15 protein-coding genes and 1 pseudogene are annotated in these 21,422 nt (G+C 47.9%); 4 read left to right on the top strand and 12 right to left on the bottom strand.

Annotation, left to right across the window (positions count from 1 at the left end; genetic code table 11):
• Nucleotides 1–6 precede the first annotated feature (6 nt).
• The 5 genes and pseudogenes from MGMO_RS04430 to MGMO_RS19880 form a co-directional block, all read right to left on the bottom strand.
• Nucleotides 7–1,479 carry a DUF4153 domain-containing protein gene (locus tag MGMO_RS04430; protein ID WP_023493834.1) on the bottom strand — a complete coding sequence of 491 codons (1,473 nt, stop codon included), beginning with the start codon at nucleotides 1,477–1,479 and terminating at the stop codon, nucleotides 7–9.
• Nucleotides 1,466–1,600 (bottom strand): PEP-CTERM sorting domain-containing protein, encoded by a 135-nt coding sequence (locus tag MGMO_RS21060; protein ID WP_407656496.1) that lies wholly within the window; start codon nucleotides 1,598–1,600, stop codon nucleotides 1,466–1,468. Before MGMO_RS21060 ends, MGMO_RS04430 begins: the two co-directional genes overlap by 14 nt.
• A 591-nt stretch (nucleotides 1,601–2,191) precedes the next feature.
• Nucleotides 2,192–3,514 (bottom strand): annotated as a pseudogene (locus MGMO_RS21055) (VIT and vWA domain-containing protein); the annotation flags it as partial.
• Nucleotides 3,515–3,575: 61 nt separating this feature from the next.
• The gene (gene xrtT / locus MGMO_RS04420) at nucleotides 3,576–5,093 is read right to left on the bottom strand and encodes an exosortase T (protein WP_023493832.1); all 1,518 of its coding nucleotides are present in this window, start codon (nucleotides 5,091–5,093) and stop codon (nucleotides 3,576–3,578) included.
• Nucleotides 5,094–5,380: 287 nt separating this feature from the next.
• Nucleotides 5,381–5,533, bottom strand: coding sequence for a hypothetical protein (locus tag MGMO_RS19880; protein ID WP_161808462.1), 153 nt, complete (start codon nucleotides 5,531–5,533; stop codon nucleotides 5,381–5,383).
• A 27-nt stretch (nucleotides 5,534–5,560) separates the two neighbouring features.
• On the opposite strand from MGMO_RS19880, the gene MGMO_RS21050 reads away from it, so the two are divergent.
• Nucleotides 5,561–5,635 (top strand): hypothetical protein, encoded by a 75-nt coding sequence (locus tag MGMO_RS21050; protein WP_152976294.1) that lies wholly within the window; start codon nucleotides 5,561–5,563, stop codon nucleotides 5,633–5,635.
• A 345-nt stretch (nucleotides 5,636–5,980) separates the two neighbouring features.
• On the opposite strand, the gene MGMO_RS04415 is transcribed toward MGMO_RS21050, so the two are convergent.
• From MGMO_RS04415 to MGMO_RS04390, 7 genes are all read right to left on the bottom strand, one after another.
• Entirely contained in the window at nucleotides 5,981–8,224 is a 2,244-nt protein-coding gene (locus MGMO_RS04415) for an NACHT domain-containing protein (RefSeq protein ID WP_152976293.1), read from the bottom strand.
• A gap of 828 nt (nucleotides 8,225–9,052) precedes the next feature.
• A complete protein-coding gene (locus tag MGMO_RS18885; RefSeq protein ID WP_268768284.1) occupies nucleotides 9,053–9,232 on the bottom strand; it encodes an ATP-binding domain-containing protein in 180 nt (59 codons plus the stop codon).
• A 141-nt stretch (nucleotides 9,233–9,373) separates the two neighbouring features.
• Nucleotides 9,374–10,135, bottom strand: coding sequence for an ABC transporter permease (locus MGMO_RS04410; RefSeq protein WP_023493828.1), 762 nt, complete (start codon nucleotides 10,133–10,135; stop codon nucleotides 9,374–9,376).
• A complete protein-coding gene (locus MGMO_RS04405; protein ID WP_023493827.1) occupies nucleotides 10,132–11,103 on the bottom strand; it encodes an ABC transporter ATP-binding protein in 972 nt (323 codons plus the stop codon). The genes MGMO_RS04410 and MGMO_RS04405 overlap by 4 nt, the downstream gene beginning before the upstream one ends.
• 61 nt (nucleotides 11,104–11,164) lie before the next feature.
• Nucleotides 11,165–11,551, bottom strand: a complete 387-nt coding sequence (locus MGMO_RS04400; RefSeq protein WP_023493826.1) for a type II toxin-antitoxin system VapC family toxin — start codon at nucleotides 11,549–11,551, stop codon at nucleotides 11,165–11,167.
• A complete protein-coding gene (locus tag MGMO_RS04395) occupies nucleotides 11,548–11,778 on the bottom strand; it encodes a type II toxin-antitoxin system Phd/YefM family antitoxin (RefSeq protein ID WP_023493825.1) in 231 nt (76 codons plus the stop codon). Before MGMO_RS04395 ends, MGMO_RS04400 begins: the two co-directional genes overlap by 4 nt.
• A gap of 582 nt (nucleotides 11,779–12,360) precedes the next feature.
• Nucleotides 12,361–13,467: a Fic family protein gene (locus MGMO_RS04390; RefSeq protein WP_023493824.1), complete on the bottom strand. Its 1,107-nt coding sequence runs from the start codon at nucleotides 13,465–13,467 to the stop codon at nucleotides 12,361–12,363.
• A gap of 1,164 nt (nucleotides 13,468–14,631) precedes the next feature.
• Here MGMO_RS04390 and MGMO_RS04380 point away from each other — a divergent pair.
• From MGMO_RS04380 to MGMO_RS19470, 3 genes are all read left to right on the top strand, one after another.
• Nucleotides 14,632–17,028, top strand: a complete 2,397-nt coding sequence (locus MGMO_RS04380) for a TonB-dependent siderophore receptor (protein ID WP_023493822.1) — start codon at nucleotides 14,632–14,634, stop codon at nucleotides 17,026–17,028.
• A gap of 144 nt (nucleotides 17,029–17,172) precedes the next feature.
• A complete protein-coding gene (locus MGMO_RS04375; protein WP_235557228.1) occupies nucleotides 17,173–17,796 on the top strand; it encodes a YfiR family protein in 624 nt (207 codons plus the stop codon).
• A gap of 15 nt (nucleotides 17,797–17,811) precedes the next feature.
• Nucleotides 17,812–21,422 (top strand): PAS domain S-box protein (locus tag MGMO_RS19470; RefSeq protein ID WP_235557227.1); only part of this gene is annotated, 3,611 nt, incomplete at its 3' end.

The following is a 21,422-nucleotide window of genomic DNA, read 5'->3' as shown; positions in this document are numbered from 1 at the left end:
AACCATTCAATATCTCCATCCGCTAGTGCCGATAGGCTCAGGTTTTAAGGTTAAGGCGTTCGTTGCCAACTGCCGTTGTTTTCGCCAAGTCCACGCCCGCCAGTTTGCGCTTTCAACGCTTAATTGGTTATCAAGATTTGTTATTAATTCACCCGCTTTACTGGCTTGAACCGGACTGTATTTGGCGTTTACCTGAAACCAACGCAATGCGGGCAGGGATTCTGGGCCCAAACTTTGTAAATAAGGCAAATCAATATTGGAACCTAAGCCCGTCACTTCCAAGCAATGCCGGACATTGTAATTGGCAATAATCCTATCCATATTGATAAAGCACACCCCGTAAAGCGTGGCAGTAAGTGCGATGGCATTGGCATTGATTAACCATAGGTTGCGGCGATTGCCCTGGATTCTTGCAAAAATAAGCACCAGGCCAATCGCCGTTAACGCCATGCCCATCAAGGCGGCTATCCGTAGGTATGTCAAGGAATAGGCTTCGATATAGTGCAATAACCGATTGATGGCAGATAGGGTCAAAAATATATTTTGACCCAGCCAAACAAACACCAGTATTTTTGCTATTTCGGTTTGAAAGGCTTGTCTGTGGTCGCCAAACGTCAGCAATACGAAAGCGGAGGTCAACAAATTGATGGCAAGTAAGGAATAAAATCCGGCATGGGCATATTCCGCATAGGTAACGCCCATCGGTAAGTCCTCATCATGCCACAGGAACACGATATCCAGTCCGTTTTGGATAAAGAAAAGCCCATTAAACAAAGCCAAGGACAATATTATCGTTTGCTTGTTTAACCAACGATCCAAGTTGATAGGTTGTCCTAAAACGATTTCCTTAGCCAACAAAAATCGTGGCCGCAACATCATCCATAGTGTTAGGCTAATCAAAAACCAAAACAACCAACGCGAATACGAAATAAACGGGTTCAGCAACTGCCAATTCAAGCCAGACAAGACTTTTTCAATGATGGGGTTTGCCAGGATGAACAGGATGCTAAACGCGAGCGTTAACGTGACGGGCATGACGGCAAAACTGTAATTGACCTTATCGAGGACTTTGTTTTTGGAAATCCGTTTGATGGCTTTGCAGTCCCGATACCATTGCCATCCACCCCGTTCTACAAAAAGTGCGATATCCTTGATCCAAAGCGTGGCGGAAGCTAAGTCCTTGCGTTTTTGTAGCGTTATCAAAGTCATTAACCCTAGGCCGTCTATCAATATAGGCAACAATCCAGGTGATTCGACCAGTTCAACGATTAAGGTTGCCACGCCCAAGCCGATTATCTTGCTGGCACTGGTGTGCAATAAGTGGCGATTGAAAACAACCAGCATTGTAAACACTAAGGCTGCATATAATCCAGCCGTCCAACCGACGGGTTGTTGGTAAAACAAAACGTCGGCAATGAGAGCGAGCAGGATACAGGTTGCCTGTTTCTTTAACAGGGTTGTCTGTTTAGCGATTAACATAACCCAGCCCGTGTTTTTGGCGACGATAAAGCGTCCAAGTGCCAATCACCGCCATAAGCATCATGCCGACAACTGTCGATGGCTCTGGTGCTGCGCCGCCTGAAAAATTTTGTGCAACCATCATCGGTTGTGCGGCGGTAAGTTGGGGTGTATTTTCGCCATAAGCTTTTGCTGTCGTGCCTTTTACCATCGGCAAGGGCACATTGTTGTGTTCGGCTTGTTCAGGGTGCTCGTTGACGATTTTTTGCGACACGGCGACAAAAGCTGTCCATTGCGTGGTCAAGGAAAAGTCGAGGCCTAATTCTGTCACCTTATCTTTCAGGCTATTCTCATTGGCATTTTCAGTGCGCATATAAGACGGCGTGTTGATCTGCCGCATGGCATCCGCAATTTGTGAACGCGCCCAAATCACGGGGATCGGGTTGTCCTGTTCGCCCGAACTGTCAGGCAGGTTGACGGTGATCGGCAATTGGGCTTTGCGCCCGTTCACCAAGCCGCTGACTTTAATGGTGTGCCGCCCTGGTTGTCGGTATTTGCCTTGGGTGCGTATCGCACCGCCCGCAAACAAGTCGGGGATACGGCTGGGGCTAAGGTCGCTCACCTGTAAATCGCCCCAATCAATCGCTATGTCAGTCAACACAGGGCTTTCCAGTTTGCTGGCCAGTTGGATGGCGACATCGTCGGCTTTTTCGGTAGGATCAATAAAGCGGGCGAAACCACGCCCTCTCACCGCCATTTCTTCCAACAAAAATCGGTTCACCGACGTACCGACACCCAAGGCGTAAATGCGTGCGCTGCCTATTTTTTCTGCAATCTGGGTAAGCACTTCCGATTCGTTGCCGATATAGCCGTCGGTCAGGAACACGACCAAGCGCAGGCTGTCTTTCAACGCGGGTTTGGCAAAGGCTTGTTCAATTGCAGGCGAGATTTCCGTGCCGCCATCGGCAGTCAGGCTTTCCACATAACCCAATCCTTGCCGGATGTTTTCGGGCGTGGCAATGACGGGTGCGGCGGTAAATTCTTCGGCATTGTTGCTGAAACGGATGATGCGGAAAGTGTCATTCGGATGCAAATGGTTCAGGGCATGTTTCATGAACAATTTGCTGGCGGCGATGGGTTCGCCGTCCATGGAACCGGACGTGTCCAGAACAAAGACCATTTCCCTGGCGGCGACATCTTTGACCGCAGGCACGGCGGGCGGCTCTAATTGGATGCTAAAAAATCCGCCGCGCTCATCCCGGTGCGCCAACAATCCGGCTTGGGTGGCGCTGCCGCTTAATCGGTAACGCAACACGAAATCCTTGTTGTCGATGGTTTTACCGTCCAACAATTGAATAATACGCTGCTTTTCAGATGGAATTTCTTCTGAAATATCATGAGTTTTACTGCTGACTTCGGTAATCGGCAAACCGGCATCCAATTCCACACGGATGCTGACGCGTTCCTTGTCGATAATTTCAGGGCTATTGAGTTCCGCCACTTCCGGATAAGCAGGCAGTTTTTCAACTTCCCATTGCCCGAAGGTTGTCTTGCTGTTTGTATCGGAATTAGGCGTGGGCGGAACTCCAGCGCCTGCCGGTTGGTAGCGCGGCCCGACCACCAAGGGCAATGCCAATTCATATTGCCCGTCCACCTTGGGAAGGATTTGGCTATACGTCAGCGTAACCTGCACGGGCAGTTTGGGCATGAGGTTGGCAATGTCTTGGGTGAACATATTGGGACGATGTTCGGTCAACAATGCCGCCGCCTTGCCTTCATGCTTAGCTTGTTGGAAAGTCGCTTTGGCTTCTTCGATACGTTGGATTTTGGCTTCCACCCGTTCATCGCCGACTTGCATTATCATGCGGTGGACAGCGGCATCGTGATTCAAGGGGAATAAATAAGTTGCGTGTAACGGCTTGTCGTACTGATTGCTAAAGGTTTGTTTGACCGTAACGGTGACCAAATCCCCTTTCACCTTGGCCAGCATGTCGGTTTTTAATAAGGGAAATTGCACAACTTTACCATCGACATGGGCTTCAATGGTGCCGCCCATATCGGGCATTGCCGCCAAAGCGGAACAGGTAGGCAACAGCAACGCCAGGACGGCGATGGGCTTAGTAAGTTTTATCATGAAGGTTCTCCTTGATGGGGGTTGGGGTTAAATCTAACGCAGCAATAAGGGCGGAATCCCATTCTTGAACGGTAGAGATGGGGGTATCTAGAGGGCTAATACGTTGTAGGGCATACCAAGTCGTGTGCGGCTGTTGTAACCATAGCCAAACGACTTCCGAAATATTGGTTGTAAATTGTTCCCGTTGGGAATAAAACGTGACGGCTATGCGCCATTGCATCCCGTTTGGCTCGGTAGCCGTATAAATAGCCGTAGGCAGCGGTTCATAGTCAATGCCTTCGTATTGAACGGTTAAGCCCATCGCAACCAAGCAGTCTTCAGGCGCATGTAAATGTCGCAGCGGCGAATCGGTACGGATCAACATCGCTTTATGTTCGCCATAGCGCATTTTTGCGACACTGCCGCCGAATTTTGTGAAATAGTCTTGCTCCATCTCCCGTAATGCGACGGCTTGCCCATAGCGCCCATTCAAATAGACGGGCAAGTTGAGTGGCGCGCGGTTTTCGGAAACATCCAAGGGTTTGTGGGGAAGTGCAATGATGATCGCCGCCAAACCTACAAAACCAAGGGCGAGCCAAGTTTTCAAGGCGTTGCTTTGATTCAAGATTGATTGGTAAACCTGCACCTTTTTATTCCGGGGCTGGTTCAAAGTCCGACTGCCGCATAAGAGTGCCAACGGCAAGGCCGCTATGGCTAAACAACACAAGCCGATTAGGTCGTGCCAAGGCTGCGCCATCACATTGATGCCGCCTATCTTTTCAGGATAAGCAATGAAAATGGACAGGCAGGTAATGCGGACCATATTCCCGAATAACGCACTCACCAGGGTTACTGCACCGATCAGCAAGCACCTAGCCAGAGGCGGCCTAAACACGCACATGAGCGCGGCGTACAAGATGCACAACAGCATCAGGCTTTTCACCCCGGAGCAAGGCAAATCCACCAGCACGTCACGCCCTACCAACAAAATCCTGATGCCTGCGCATTGCACATTGGCAAACATTCCCTGCAGCAGCATACACGCACCATCTGCCGACAAATGCTGCAGGCCAAAGCCGATTATGCGTTGTAAAATACGTTCTAGCGGCAACGAAAAAGCGAATAAGATTGCCAACCAGCCTGGCGACAACGGATTCTTCCTGTCGTTTAAACGTGCCAACAAACTAATCGCATAAACATCAATTGCCAACGCAACCGCACCCAACACATTGACGGCAAAAACTTGGCCGAAGCCACGAAAGATTGCAGTGCCGATTAACAGCAAAACAGCTTTCTTATGGGATTGATTTTCAACGCTGGAAATTGGGCTAAGTATGCTCCAAACAAACAACCCCGCACACAACAAAAATACCCAGCCGCCCTTAGAATCATGCGCTGGTTCAAGCCACGAGCCAAGCAACCATAGAATCGGTTCGATAGCCAATAACAGCATTCCCAAACCCATCAATAGCTGATAAGCCGGAAACGGTAAGTTAAGATATTTTTTAAATTGATTGTCCATGGCATTAGGATGCCAAGACGATGTGCAGTACAAATGGAGCGGTTAAGGATTTTCTATGGGATTTCTGTGCAGGTTATCTTGCGGGGTAATAATACAGAGCCACTAAATTGAAGTATAAAATCGGGACAAAAACGTAACCTGATATGAATCAATAATATACGAACAGCACCGCCACAATGGGATGTGAGCCGTTCAAAAAGGGGTTGTCCGGGCGGTAAAGTCCCTGCACAGTGGTTACACTTGCAACAAAAACAACTGTAATAACACAATATCCACACCCCAATGACTCAAAGCCTGACCAACATCTTGATATAATCCCGAACCCCACGATCAACCCGATCATTGACCCTAGCACCACCCACCCCAACAGCCACGCCAACCCGTTCAGCCACTAGACGCTTTAAATTATCGTCAAGACTAACAATAAATAGACGAAACACGCTGAAACCTTATTCGAAAACCAACAAATCCCCGTCAACCGCTTAAGGGTTCAAGATTTAGTCGATGGACCTGGGGATTGGCTACAATTCAGCCTCAACTGACAGCAAAACATTAAACTTAAGCCTAAAAAAGCCTTAAGGTCACTCCAAAAAAAAAATAGTAATGAGTAAAGTAGCTTTAGATTTTATAAACAGCCGATGAAGGGAAGTTGAATATAGCCTAAGTTATGAATATCATTTTTACACCACTGATTGTTCGAACAATTCAAAAAAAAACGAATCGATCAAACATAATTAAAAAAACTCAAGCTTATAGGTATTAAAATATCCTTTTCCGCAATGAAGTTAAAAAACTCGAACACGATAGAATAGATGACTCAAAATTATTAACAAACTGCTTCACAATTGATTTCGTTTTTAATTTTTTCCTTTCATCAGCACTATACTTCACGTTCCTTGTCTTGATAATAGTCCGCCGTCAATTATAAAGTTTTTTTTAGTCATTTTGAGCTTATGCAAACTTTCTGCAATCGTCCAGGGTTGGGGTTCTTGGTTGGCCACCTCATCGAGTAAAATAATGGATTTTACGCCAACTATTCTATTCATGGCGCGGCGTTCCAGATGAGCCGCAATACATATTGCGTGCCAGATTCTAAATTTGGCCCATAAAGACAACATTAAATTGTTTTTTTTATACCCATAAAATAAAATACAAAACGATTTAATATACAATGCTAAGAATAAAATAATGTACGATATTAGGGTAAATGGGACAAACTGATAAACAAAATTGTTGGTAAATTCCATTCTCAACATTAAAGATATAATTATAAAAATTAATGTAATAAAAAAATAATACATTAGAGTTATTAATATATGATTAGCATTTACTCCTAACTGTCTTTTCATCTCTGATGGAAGAAATGCCCGAATTATATATAACTCAATTCGAGGATTTAACCGAGTCCTATAACCCGAACATGCTAACTGGTTCAAAGCTAACTTATAAATTATTCCAAGAAACTTCCTAGTAAAATTGTATTGTCCAAATAATAATGCGAACAAGAGACTCGCTGCTTGTCCTTGATCTTTCGCCCTCTCCGCAATCCATTCCACCGCAAAGGCCATTACTTCTGTCTGCCATACAACATGGCGCATATTCAAATTAAATGTGTTTCCTAAGGAATTCACTTCCTTTTCCTCGGCATCTTGTAATTCTTTGCGTAAGCACCATTGTGCGTACACTTTTCCGGACAGAAATTCCATGAAAGATTTGTGGCCAAATTTGAAGGAACCGCTCCGGCTTAAATCGGGCACCAATAAGCCGCAAGTACGCACATCGGTAAGGATCGTTTGGAGTTCTTCCGGTTTGTTGTCTAAGTCGTATCGCTGCCTTAAGGGCTTGCGAGTCTCGCCACCTTGGGCATCCACAGAGGATACCGCCTCAGGAATCGCTTTAACTAATAGTCGTCCTACCTCTTCCAATTCTCTTGCAGTGATTTGGTTTGGTAGCTCATTAATGAGCATATAAGTGGCGATGCCTTCCATAAAATACGCACGTTCGCGGCTATTGAGTGCCATAAACGCTGGTTTGGCTTTACCAGCAACCGGCGGAGTAAAGTCATATCGTTGGCCTTTACCGCCTTGGCGCTCAAGGCTGTGACGAATGAAAATATCCATCACCAAGGCGGAATTGATGCGTTCCCCGTACTGGGCTAAATTTTCCGTTTTCCACAATATGCTAACCACATAGAGCATGGATGGACGTGAAATGATATCGTAAAAGCGTTCGTTTACGGCTGCCAATGCAACAATACCTTCTCGAGTTTCATTATCGAGATTACGCAAGCTATGTTCAATTTCCTGTATATTGAAGGGAACCAATTGCACCGCTTGGCAATAGGGTCGTTCTAGGCTGGAGGCTTGGATGCCTAATGCAGCTTTTAACTCGGTATCGTCTAAAAAATAATTGGGACGACCTGTGACCATGATCTTGGCCTTGGGATAACATAGTCCCCACATAATCTTGAAATGATTGATGCGGGCATCGCTGTCGCCGGACAAGTCCACTTCATCGAAGCCTTCAAAAATCAACAACAATCTCCCGGCCATCAATAACTTTATAAGGCCGCGCGTATCAATCCCGTATCGACCCGCCCAGGTGGAAATCAGTTCATCTTCCCGTAAGTTGCGCGGACTTTTGCCTCGCAGTTCTAGCAGAATCGGAATTCGTGCCGAGTGTGGGTCTTGTTGTAGGCGTTGCATTAAGTGATAACTAAGCATTAGCGAAATGGTGCTTTTGCCTTGACCGTATTCGCCCAATAAGGCGATTTGACGCAGGCTTGGGTCTTTCAGCCACTCATTCAAGAAAACTTCAAGGTTGGGTTGTGCATCGCCATCTTTATCAAGCTTATATCGGGACGCTGTGTAGACCTGGTTTATGGTCAGATTAGAACCCGTTAAACAGTCCTTTTCCACCCGTTTGGTCAAGTCGCGGAAATAGTCGTCAAAATTCACCAAACTATCCAGTAGGCATGATTCGCTTACGGTGCGTAAGGGATGACCGTTTAACTGACTTTGTTCGTCTGTGTTGCCGTCTTTCAAGGCGATGATGAACTCCAAGCCATTGCTGGTACGCCCCTTATTACGCCGTACTTTGTCGGCATAATCGGTTAAAGTCTGAAGTTCCACAGTGTCCGGTTGGTTTTCCCTGCATGCCAATACCACAATATCGCCCGTGCCTTTATGTGTTCCGATCCAGCAGAGGGCTTGGTTGTGCCATTCATCATCAGGAAAGTCATAAAGGCGGCTGGTCAATAACAATAAATCTCTGGCCTGCTGGTGCCAAACCAAGCTTTCTGCTGCACCTTCCAAAGCAGTCGGGCGATATTGATTGGCAGGGTTATAGATTTCGAGCAACTTTTTATACTGGGATGGGTTCAGAAATAGCCAAGTATCGCCGATAAGACTGGGTGGTTGTTGTTTTTGCTGCTGCTCGTAATGAGCAGTGCTTAGGGCCCCGTTCCAATGTCTGTGTATATAGTTTATGAACAGAAAAAAGCCAGCGACTAGAAGAATTGACAGGATTTCCTGTTCATAGGTCAATGGTTGCGGCGGTTGATAAGACAAACCAGTTATTTGCCTGAATAATCCTAAGGCCGCAAGCCAAGGCGGTTGCTGGGCAAAAATACTGGCGATCACAAACAGTGTGAGGGCGGAAGCAGCGGTCAATCCTGCAAAAGCGAACTTTTCTCTCGTATAAATGCTTTTTTTCAACCATACATAGAAACCGAAATTAGCCGTTCCAAAAAAAAGAAGCAAGAAAAGACTAAGGATAATCGCAAGCGTGGAGTCCATAAGATTTTTTGTTATTTGAGTGAAAGAAGTTAGCTTGGACGCTAGAGTAAAATAATATCATAGATTTTTGTAGTAGCTTGTTTCCAGAATTGTACAATTGATATGCAAGTCCAACAGTAATTATGTGTAGTAGATTTTAGATTCTGAACTCTGGGTAATCAATCAACACATCGCCTCACATAACCCCGTCATCCTATCCTCATCCCACATGCCACTAACCGCAATCCTTAACGCTTCAATATCACCCACAAAAAAGACCTGATCTTTAGCACGGGTAACCGCCGTATAAATCAGTTTCCGTTGCAGCATGATGGAAAATGATTTGCTCATAGGAATTATCACCCGAGGATATGATTAACTTCGTTTTATCGAAAGCCTTTCTATCCAAATAATTGATAGCTAATTTTTGCGTAAACCTGAAATATATCTTTTAGATAGTCATGTCGGAGTGAAAATTGAATTCCCCAGTTCATGATCGTTGCCTCAGTTTCTGATCTTGTATCCCGTCTTAAATACCCACCATACAAAAATCAGGCAGAGGGTTAGAAAGCCAAATGTCATGCCAATACTCATGGCGACATTCACATCGGCAATGCCGTAGAAGCTCCAGCGAAAGCCGCTGATCAAATATACCACTGGATTGAACAACGTGATTTTCTGCCACAAAGGGGGCAACATATTGATCGAATAGAACGCGCCGCCTAGAAAGGTGAGCGGGGTGACGACCAACATCGGAACCACCTGTAGTTTCTGGAAATTATCGGCCCACAAACCGATAATGAAGCCAAATAGGCTGAAAGTAACGGCAGTGAGCAGAAGAAAGGCAACCATCCACCAGGGATGGGCGATCTCATAAGGCACGAAAATGCGGGCGGTCCCCAGAATAAGGATGCCCAACATCACCGACTTGGTCGCCGCCGCCCCCACATAACCAATCAACACTTCGATCCACGAAACCGGTGCTGATAAAAGCTCATAAATAGTGCCCGCCCACCTGGGCATGTAAATACCGAAAGACGCATTGGAAATGCTTTCGTTCAATAAATTCAGCATAACCAGCCCCGGGATGATGAAGGCGCCGTAACTGACGCTATCAATCTCGCCCATACGCGAACCGATGGCTTTGCCAAATACGATGAAATACAGCGAGGTGGTAAGTACCGGTGCAGCGATACTTTCCCATAGGGTACGGAAAGTGCGTGCCATTTCAAAATGGTAAATGGCGCGGATGCCATAGATGTTCATGAGGCATTCCCCTTGGGCTGATGTACCAAGCTGACAAAAATATCTTCCAAAGAGCTTTCAGTAGAACGTAAGTCTTTAAATTCTATATGGTGTTCGCTTAAAGTCCTTAACAGCTCAGCTATACCGGTTTCTTCTTCCTGAGTGTCGAAAGTATAAATTAGGGTGGATCCATCGTCGGCGAGTGTTAAATTCCAACCAATAAGCGCGGCCGGGATGCTGGCGAGAGACTGTCGCAACGTCAATGTGAGCCGCTTTTTGCCGAGTTTACGCATCAGTACGTTTTTGTCTTCAACAACAATCAGTTCACCTTTGTTGATGACGCCGATCCGGTCTGCCATGTCTTCGGCTTCCTCTATGTAATGCGTGGTCAGGATGATGGTGGTGCCTTTGGCGCGAAGTTCGCGCACCATGCGCCACATGTCATGCCGTAACTCCACGTCCACGCCGGCACTCGGCTCATCAAGGAACAATATCGTTGGTTCATGGGCAAGCGCCTTGGCAATCAACACCCGGCGCTTCATCCCGCCCGATAGCTCCTTGATTTTCACGTTGCGCTTATCCCACAGGGATAGGTCGCGCAGCACTTTTTCCAGATAGGGTGCGTTGGGCGCCTTTCCGAATAAACCCCGACTGAATTTGACCGTAGCCCAGACCGACTCAAATGAATCCGTATGCAGTTCCTGCGGCACCAGACCAATGGTTGCACGCACTGTGCGGTAATCCCGCACGGTGTCGTAACCGTCGGCGATGACGATTCCAGAAGTGGAATTGACGATGCCGCAGATGATACTAATCAATGTTGTCTTCCCCGCACCATTTGGCCCGAGCAAGGCGAATATCTCGCCGCGTTTTATCTCCAGGTTGATGTTATTGAGGGCTTGGAAACCGCTGGCATAGGTCTTGTTAATGCCTTGCACCCATATGATAGGGGCGGAATTTTCGGTGGCAATGGCTTTGGATGCTGGCATTGTATTTAACTATATGATCGCGCTTAATTTATAAAGGATTAGTCGCAACTAATGCTTAGGATTACCACAACCGTGTAATGTCATAGGCTGAAAGCTGTTCGTCGGGGCTTAACAAAGGTATTCGGTTGACCATCGCTTGGGCAACGAGTAGTCGGTCAAACGGGTCTTTGTGATGCAGCGGTAGGTTGTGCAAAGTGTAAGTGTGACTCATTGATATGGGCAATTCTGTCAGGGTATTGGCCTGAATGCGGTTGGAAATGAACTCTTTTGGAGGTTCAGCCAAATGCAATTTCCCTAGACTGTATTTTATGGTTATTTCAAACCCAGTGGCCGCACTCAGTAGCAGTTCATTCCCAGAATCCAAGAATATCTCTTTGGACAATTCAGAAAGCTTAGGGTCATCGGTAACAAGCCATAGAAAAGCGCAGGTATCCAGCAATACCTTCATTGGAAATGTTCCAGAAAATCTTCCGGCAATTGGTCGAAATCGGGCATTATCTCGACCATTCCTTTTGCTTCCCCTAAACGGCGCGGTTGGGCTTTTTCCCGGTAAGCCACCAACCGGGCGATGGGCTTGTTAGCCCGTGAAATAATAATCTCATCACCTTCTTCAACCTGTTGTATTAACTGGGATAGCCTGGTTTTTGCTTCATGGATGTTGATGGTTTGGGTCATTAGATTATACCTTAGCTAATTATTTAGCTAGATTGTATCAGATCTACGCAAAGCTGGAAATGTTTCAAAATGGCGTGGCTGAAATCTTTAGAACAGTACCAAATCATATGAGAGGCTTTTAGGGATAATTGATTTTGATAATTTGAATGCCAGATTTCAATCCCCCTTACCAGTCATTCGGAAATATCAATTTTTGCTTGTTACCGAACGTGGCAAACCAACCCATTACCGACGCTTAGATAAGAATGACAATACACATGTGCAAAACTTCGCGTACAATTTTCCGAAATTAGCTGTTAAATCCGATCGGTCATACGCGTGCAAATGATATGAAATTAGGTGTGCAAATCCGATGTACTTTTGCAACCTAAACTTTTATTCAATTAGTGTGTTTCAAGATGGGGTAAAAACGCAACTATGTAAGCCTACTTTGTTCCTAAGTGACCACGCACTGATTAGATTTTTTGAAGGGATAAAAGCCCGGTTTTGGCCGATCTTCCAAAAATGGTTGATATGAGCCACAGGCCGCTTTGGAGAAATCAGCATAATGTTATTTAATTCAATAGGATAATATATAGTCTATTAACTTTCAAGATTAAGGTAATACCGCGTATACTTTCGTTCCCCTGTCCTTGTTAACGCCCCTTTTATCACCAAATCTTGTAAGTCGCGAGTCGCTGTCGGACGGGTTGTGCCGGTAATACTCAAATATTTTTCTGCACTTAAACCTTCTTTGAACCCTTCCGGGCCTGCTCGGAACATTCTGGCCAATGCTTTTTCCTGACGGACGTTGAGTTGTCCTCGTAATCTGTCATAAAGTTTGGCTTTTTTTATCAGAAACTCAAGCCTGACTTGGGTATGGCTTTGGGCACTTAAAATGGTATCCGCAAAATAGATTAACCATGCTGTAATTTCATTGACCTTGTTGGCTTGTTCAAGCGCGGAGTAATAAGCTTTTTTGTTTCTTTCAATTATGTGGGCAATAGCAATCAGCGTGGGTTGCCCCAAACACTGTGCCAAGGCTTTCTCGGCAATTGCCCGCCCGATACGCCCATTGCCATCCTCAAAAGGATGGATGCTCTCAAAATAAAGGTGGGCAATACCGGCACGTACTAAAGCGGGTAATGGTGAATTTCCGTCTGGGGCTGTCGCATTAAACCAGTCAATAAACCTATCCATTTCCGACATGACTTGTGCGGATGGCGGCGCTTCATAATGGATTTTGGGGGAGTGGACCTGTCCCGATACGATTTGCATAGGCTCTTGATGGGTACGGTATCGCCCGATGTCATTAAGGTCACGTCTGCCGTTGGTCAACATGGTGTGCCAATTAAACAGGGTGGCGTGGGACAGTGGTAACTGAAACCCCTGATATAAATTCACCATGACCTGTGCAATACCTTGTTCGGCAGGTGGAATCTTACGGTTATCTGATACTAATCCGAATTGGCGGCGGATGGATGACTGCAGGCTGTCGCGATCCAGGTATTCGCCCTCGATCTCTGAAGTTTTTAAGGCTTCATTGCTGATAAGTTCGATGGTTAACTGACTTTTTTCATCAACATCAAGATGCTTGAAAGCACCAAACAAAAGGCCTGCACCAAGCAATAGCCTGTTGTCATAACCAACGAGGGGTAATGCTTCGTAACTAAAATGAGGCCAATCGGGTTGTTGCCAGTTCCAAACCATGAGTTATAGCCGTAACTTTTATAACTCATATTAGTTTATTTTATGATGTATAAAAAGATATTTTATTCATCATCCGCAATAATTTGGCTCCGCTTATCAATTGGTGAGATTCATACTGCTGAATGGGGTTCTCCATACCAGCCATTCAAAAAATTAATTTTTTCTCTTTCTCGAAAGTGAAAGTACGTCCCACAGCAACCTATCAGGAAAAAATAACATAGCTATATACTTTACACAGGTTGGTCGCTATCAGGTTCTGTAATTTCAATTGGCCATATAGCTTATTTCTCTGCTTGTGCATAACCCAAAAGGCATAGCGAACTCAAATTTTTGGGGTATGAAACTCCACCGGCTATAGCCGTAGCTTCGGGTTACTGCTTAAAGCCGGATTTTATCGACCCAATGGGTCGAATAGCGTCCTGTAGTCATCGACTAGACAAAAGGATACGGACTGTCTAATGTTAGAAATACCCTCAACGCCTCAATTTGCCTATTCGTCCGATTTAGATGGGCGTTTAGACCGCTTCCTTTCCTTCATCAAAAGAACAATGCCTGTTAACAAAGCAATTGGAATCGTCGCTGTGGCTGCATCAATTTCGGGAGCCTTCCCGTATGCATTACCGCACGGAGGTGCGGCGCACGTCCCATTTCCGATCCCGCCCCAAGCGGCGCTCGTCGCTAGTAGCATAACAGTTGCGCCCGCCAACAATGTTTGTCGCATATTCATATGGAATTCCTCACTCTATTTTTTCTAATAAAAAAGCCGAACTACCCTTACCTGAACGAAATCTCTCCACACCAACCCAAACTCTAAATATGTCTGACCTGCAACTTATTGCTCCGGCCCTTTAAAGTTTAAAGTCAAGCCTGCTGCATGTTTTGATGGGCGTGGCTTTAATTGAGAAATAATTCAATTCACAGAACCTAATCTACAGTATATATTTTTAATTGGAAAGTATGTTGATCTAGATCAATATTTTTACAAATGAGTTTTGACAAAATAGAAAAGCGATAATGATCCTATAATTTAGAGGACTCATAAAGCCTAAATGGATTTTATGTTCCGTTGCTCCCTAAACCCCTAGTTGGCGAGGGTTGCATTTTGCGGTCACTTGGTTAGCTAACCTAAATAATTTCTACAACAAACAAAATTGGGGAGCTTAAATGAAAGGTTATCTGCTTAATCTCGGTATGAGTACATCTGTTAGACTAAAATTGGCACTTATCTTGCTTTTACAGCGTTTTCCATTGGCAATGGCAACCTCTATCGGGTATGAGCACGACGCCGAGCCTTCAACAAGTTTAACGAAAGACGTGGCCGATATGGATCTCGATGAACTGTCGCAGGTGAGAGTCTCCCCTTTTGACGTTTCCACCCAATTCGATAGCGGCTACCGCGCTTCAAACTCCGTATCCGGCTCCCGTTTTGACACGCCAATTCGGGATCTGCCCTTCGCAATCCAAGCCTTCACCGAGTCCTTCATCAAGGATCAAAAACCGAGGGATATTTTCGATATCGCACGTTATTCGCCTGGTGTCACTTACCGCAGCAACGACTTCAACGAGGGCAACGCCAATGTGGCTATCAGAGGTTTTGCTGTCGGCTCGTTGCCCGGAGGCAACATCCACATCCTGCGCGATGGCGTCCACGGCCCGTCGATCTTCGACTTCACCAACATAAGCCGCGTCGAAGTGGTCAAGGGGCCGGCGTCGTTTCTTTACGGCCAAGTCGCGCCCGGCGGCATCGTCAATATCATCACCAAGAACCCTCAGCGCCAATTCGCCGTTAACGCCGACGCCCGTTACGGCTCTTACGGCCAATACCGTTTCGATGCGGACGTCACAGGGCCTGCATCGGATACGCTGTTCTACCGGTTGGCGGCCTCTTACGATCAAGACATGCATTATTGGGAGCCTTACGACGCCCATACCTGGAATGTTTCGCCGTCGCTGCTCTGGCAACCCAATGACCGCTTGAGGATTTCGCTCAAGTATGAAAACTTCGAAAAGATCGAAGAACCGCAACTGATGCAAAAACCCGGCTACAGTACCCAAGCCGGGGTCGTGCCGACCCCATCCGACCCCAACTTGTCCGCCGTCGATGTGCCCGGCCTGCCGGACAACTGGAACAGTATGGCTTACAGTGACTATCGCCATAGCGACACCCATAACCTGAGCGCCAGGATAGATTTCAAGGCCGACGACAACTGGGATTTTCGCGTCGGCTATTCGCATCTGGAATACGAAGTCGATACGCTGTTCTCAGGTAACTTAGGCATGTCCAACACCACCACTCGCCTGCAAGGCCGCCGCGTCAGGCACCAGGTCTATGCCAATCGAGACGACACCATAGAATTCCAAGGGATAGGCAAGTACGACTTGGGATTTGCCAGCCTACGCCTGTTGCTCGGAGGGCAATATGTCGACCGACGTTTCGACCGATGGGCTGGCCAAGCCCCCAATAACCCGGCGTTGGGCAGCAACCCCATCGGCTCGCCGTTGCCGTTGTGGGACTTACGAAATCCTTCGACCTGGAACCGCAACACCTCGTTTCCATTGTCCGCACTAACGGATGGCCGCTTCGACCAGAGTGTGCAGGCCGTGGACAAGTCGGTATACGGCGGCTCAACATTCGGCTTCTTCGACGACCGCCTGCTCGTGCTAACCGGTTGGCGCTGGACTTCAACGGATAGCCAATTCACCAATAACCTGGCGCAACAGTCCGAACCAGAATCGAAGGTAAGCAGGGTCACGCCCCAATACGGTTTGCTGTATAAGCTGACGCCACAGCTCTCGCTGTTCGGCACCTACTCCGAGTCCTTCGTCCCCGGCACCTTTCCGATCAACAATGTCGACGGGACTGCATCTATCCCCAAACCGACCGAGGGCTGGGGCTACGATCTCGGGTTTAAGTACGACCTGTTCAACAGTCGCTTGTCGGGCACGTTGACCTACTTCGAAATTCAAAACAAAAACATCGTCACCGACCTTGCGGTTACTAACTCATCGGGAATAACGACGATCTACAGCGTACAAAGCGGCCGGGAGCGCTCCCGCGGCTTCGAAGTGGATGCCACGGCCAAGTTGACCGACAACTGGCAGCTTTACCTCTCCTACAGCTATATGGACGCAAAGATCACCGAGTTTAGCGGCCATGACGATGCCATACTCGCCCAAAATCCCAACTCACTGGATGCCGCCGGTCGGGCGAATTACAAAAACGTCAACCGCTATCACAATGCCCCACTGCAAATGAGCGCACCGCATCTTGCCAATCTATGGACGCGTTACGATTTCACCCAAGAAGCCTTGCGCGGTTTCTATGTCGGTGGCGGCGTCAACATTGTGTCAGACCAAACCCTACTGCCAGATACACCAAAATCCGCCCATCAGTCTTATGTGTTATTGAACGCGATGGCCGGCTATTCGTGGGAAATGGGCGGGCACAGGATGAGCATAGACCTGATAGGCAAGAACCTCGCCGACGAACAGTACCGGCCATCGCAAAGCTCACGGGGTCGCCCGCGCGAGTTTATGCTGAATTTCTCGCTCAAGTTTTGATTTCCAGGCGGCATCCTTGAAAAACACTATTTTTGCTTACCATTCAGTGTTCCGATCAATTGACGAAGGCGCAAATCGTACTGCCGCCAGAAGTGTACCTGAGGGTATGCCGATTGTTTTAACCTATAAACTCGGGGCAAGCAATTGGCCCTGAAGTCATGCATCCACCGGGATGACGGATTACGGCTGCACGACCAACGTGGTAGCTGGAGAATTATCCCGGCAATCGTCCTGCTATACGCGGTGTTACTGCCGGTTCTGGCGACGAGCCAGGGTTTGGCTATGGAAAACCCGAACAAGGTCAAGGCCGCCTTCCTGCGCAATTTTGCCCACTATGTGACCTGGCCGAACAATGTGTTCCCCAATAGCAGTTCGCCCTGGCATATCGGCATACTGGGGCAGGATCCTTTCGGCGACGTTCTGGAAACGACCCTCGAAGGGCGCACCGAACAGGGTCGCGGCTTTGAAGTCTTCCGAGCAGACAGGCTTGATGAATTGCCTTCTTGCCAGATTATCTTCCTCGCATACAATGACGTCGCGGAACGTCGTGCCGCCCTCGTCGTATTGAAGGATAAACCGGTTTTGACGGTCGGAGATGCGCCTGAATTCCTACGGGAAGGCGGGGTAATACAATTTCAGGTCGGAGACAGGGTGCAGATGAGCATCAACCTCGACCAGTCCCGAGCCGTTTCACTGGCCATCCAGACGAAAATGCTGGAAGTTTCCAGAGCAGTCCTGGAAAACGGCGTGATGGGCCAGGTGAGATAACCAATGATCCTAAAAATGAGCATATATAATAGGATCGCGCTTGTGCTGTGGGGCGCAGCACTATTGGCATTTGTTGTGACTGGCGCAGGGTTGGTGCTCTTTCAGGGCTTCACATTGGAGGGCCGCGCCCGACAAATTATGGAGCCCTACGCGCAAATGGTCTCCGTGGGAACTGACGCAGCCGTGGCTTTCGAAGACCCCATCCGAGCACAGGAAATCCTTGACACCCTGCGGGCCAATCCGCAGATACTAGAAGCGGATATTGTTTTGGCTAGCGGCCGGATTCTGGCTGCCTTCAGCCATATCCCAAACGCCATGCCTAGGCCGTTTCCGGCCAAGCCGGATGGAATCTACCTCAGCCATGACACGGCTGAACTGTTGCAAAGCCTGCCGAGTGGCGCGCGTCTGCGCCTCAGTATGGGTTTAGGCCAACTTATCCGGCAAATCCAGCAAGCCTTATGGATTTTTGGCGGGGGTGTGCTCCTCTTCCTTACTTTTACGCTTGCCCAATTAACTGTCCTGAAACGGACGATCGTGCGTCCCATCACATCGCTGACGGAAATGGCCGAAAATGTTCGTGCCCGGGCAGACTACAAGCAACGCGTGCCCGCCGTCGGCACCGACGAAGTGGCTCGCCTAGGCCACAGCTTCAACGCGATGATGGAAGCCATCCAGGAGCGGGAAATCGAATTGCGTCGGCTCACCCGTCTCCAACGGACGATTTTGGACAATGTGGCTTACGCGATCATCTCTACAACACCTGACGGAATAATTACCAGCTTCAATCATGCCGCCGAGCGCTTGTTGGGCTATATGGCCGAAGAAGTGGTCGGCAAACAGACCCCGGCGCTTTGGCACGATCCTGAAGAAATGGCTCAACGCGCCGTGAAGTTGTCGGAAGATCTCGACCAAACGATTGCGCCGGGATTTAATGTGTTTACAGCACGTCCCCAACTCAACCTGCGCGAGGAAAACGAGTGGACATTTATCCGCAAGGACGGCGGGCGGATTCCGGTCAACCTCTCCATCACTCCTTTACTGGACGAAGATGCCCGCATCACGGGTTTCGTGGGCTTGGCCTACGACCTTACTGAACGCAAGCAAACCCAATATCAACTCGAATTACTGACCTTTGCCCTGGATAGGGTGAAGGAAACCATTTTTCTGATGGGCGAAAACGATCCTCATTTCCTTTACGTCAACCAGAGCGCCAGCCAGACCTTAGGCTACAGCCGCGAAGAACTCACTGGCGGTATGGGTGTGTTCGACATCGACCCCAATTGGACGAAGGAAATGTGGGATGCAGTCTGGCCACAACTTTGTGAAAAAAGCAGGCTACAGTTGGATACAACTCACCGAACCCATGACGGACGCGAATTTCCAGTGGAAGTGACTGCTAATTATTTGGATTTCGATGGCAAGATCTACAACTTGGCAATGTGCAGGGACATCACCGAGCGTAAGCAAGCCGAGCAGGAACGCCAAGCAACCCTGCGCTTTTTCGAGAGTATGGACAGGATTAATCTGGTGATACAGGGAGCTGTTAATGTCGAGCAATTGATGGTCGATGTCCTCGATACCATGCTTGAGTTATTCGGATGCGATAGGGCTTGGCTGTGTTATCCTTGCGATCCGGCAGCAGCGACTTGGCGAGCATGTATGGAACGCACCGTGCCAGAGTACCCCGGTGCCCTTATTCAAAATCTTGAGCTGCCCCTAGATGCAGGCACAATTGAGGTGTATAAAACTGTGCTCTCAGCTTACGAGCCGGTGTGGTTCGGCCCAGGCTCAAAACATCCCTTTTCGGATGTCCTTGCAAAGCAGTTCAATATTCAATCTCAGCTTTCCATGGCCATCTATCCCAAAGTCGATAAGCCCTATATGTTCGGGATGCACCAGTGTTCTTATCCGAGAGTATGGACCGGAGAGGAAACAAGGCTATTTCAGGAAATCGGCAGGCGGCTGGCCGACGGCTTAACCAGTATACTGTCCCATCGCAACCTACAGGAAAGCGAGGCAAGATACCGCCGTATCGTCGATACGGCTAATGAAGGTATCTGGCTGCTTGAGCCAAACGCCAAGGCCAGCTTTGTCAATGCCAGAATGGCAGAAATGCTTGGTTATTCCTGCGAAGAAATGATTGGTCGGCCAATCACCGACTTCATGTTCGCGGAGGATGCGCCCGATCAACAGAGGACAATGGAAAACCGTGTCCAGAACCTATCGGAGAGTTACGAACGCAGATATCGCCGTAAGGATGGGCAGGCGTTATGGACGCTGGTTTCCACAACCCCCATCTTAGACGATGAACATCATCACATTGGGCTGTTGGAGATGTTTACCGACATCACCGAACGAAAACAGGCGGAAGAAGAACTGCGTCAACACAAAGATCAGTTGGAGGAGACAGTACAGCAACGTACGACGGAATTGCTGCTGGCCCGCGATGCCGCCGAAGCGGCCAACAAGGCCAAAAGTACATTTTTAGCCAATATGAGCCACGAGTTGCGTACCCCGCTGAACGCTATTCTCGGTTTTTCCTCCATCATGCGCAAGAATTCGCTGCTTCAGGAGAATGATCAGCGAAACATAGATATCATTCATCGCAGCGGCGAACACCTGCTCACCTTGATCAATAACGTATTGGATATGGCCAAGATCGAAGCGGGGCGAGTGCAACTGAATGAGGGTGCATTCGATCTAGGTGGTATGGTGCGTGATGTCACTAACATGATGCAGGTGCGCGCTGCTGAGAAAGGCCTGCGGTTACAGATTGACCAGTCTTCAGAGTTTCCGCGCTACATTATCGGAGACGAGGCTCGATTGCGTCAGGTGTTGATTAACCTTGTTGGAAATGCCCTGAGATTTACCCCGCAAGGCGGAGTGACCATCCGCTTAGGTACGAAGAACAACACTTCTTCGCATTTATTGATCGAAGTCGAAGACTCAGGTTACGGCATTGCGCTGGAAGATCAGGAACGTATCTTTGAACCATTCATGCAATTGGGTCAACTGGATGACAATATGGGAACCGGGCTGGGGCTTAGCATAACGCGTCAATTCGTGCAGTTAATGAACGGCCACATAAGCCTGGAAAGTACACTGGGTAAAGGTTCGCTATTTCGGGTCGATTTGCCTTTGAAACAGGTAGAGGAAGCCAACATTACTACTCTATATGGATTAAAAGAAAGAGAAGTTCTGGGCGTGGTGCCAGGGCAAGCAGAATACCGGATTCTCATTGTCGAAGATCAGCTCGAGAACCAATTATTGCTTGCCAATCTGATGGAGTCTATCGGCTTTCAATATAAGGTTGCCGATAACGGCAAGCAGGGGGTGGAAATATTCCAAAGCTGGAAACCGCACCTTATCTGGATGGACCGACAAATGCCGGTGATGGACGGGCTAGAAGCCACAAAAATAATTCGCGGGCTTCCTGGAGGGGAAAAGGTAAAAATTGTCGCGGTCTCAGCATCTGCTTTCAGGGAACAGCGGGCGGAGATGCTGAATGCTGGCATGGATGAATTTGTCCGCAAACCGTACCAGGCCTATGAAATCTATCAGTGCCTGTCTGAGCAATTAGGCGTGCAATTTATTTATTCGGAACTATCCCCGTCAACATTGGAAAC

Source organism: Methyloglobulus morosus KoM1 (assembly GCF_000496735.2).
GTDB lineage: Bacteria > Pseudomonadota > Gammaproteobacteria > Methylococcales > Methylomonadaceae > Methyloglobulus > Methyloglobulus morosus.
This window is presented reverse-complemented; position numbering and strand designations above follow the sequence as displayed.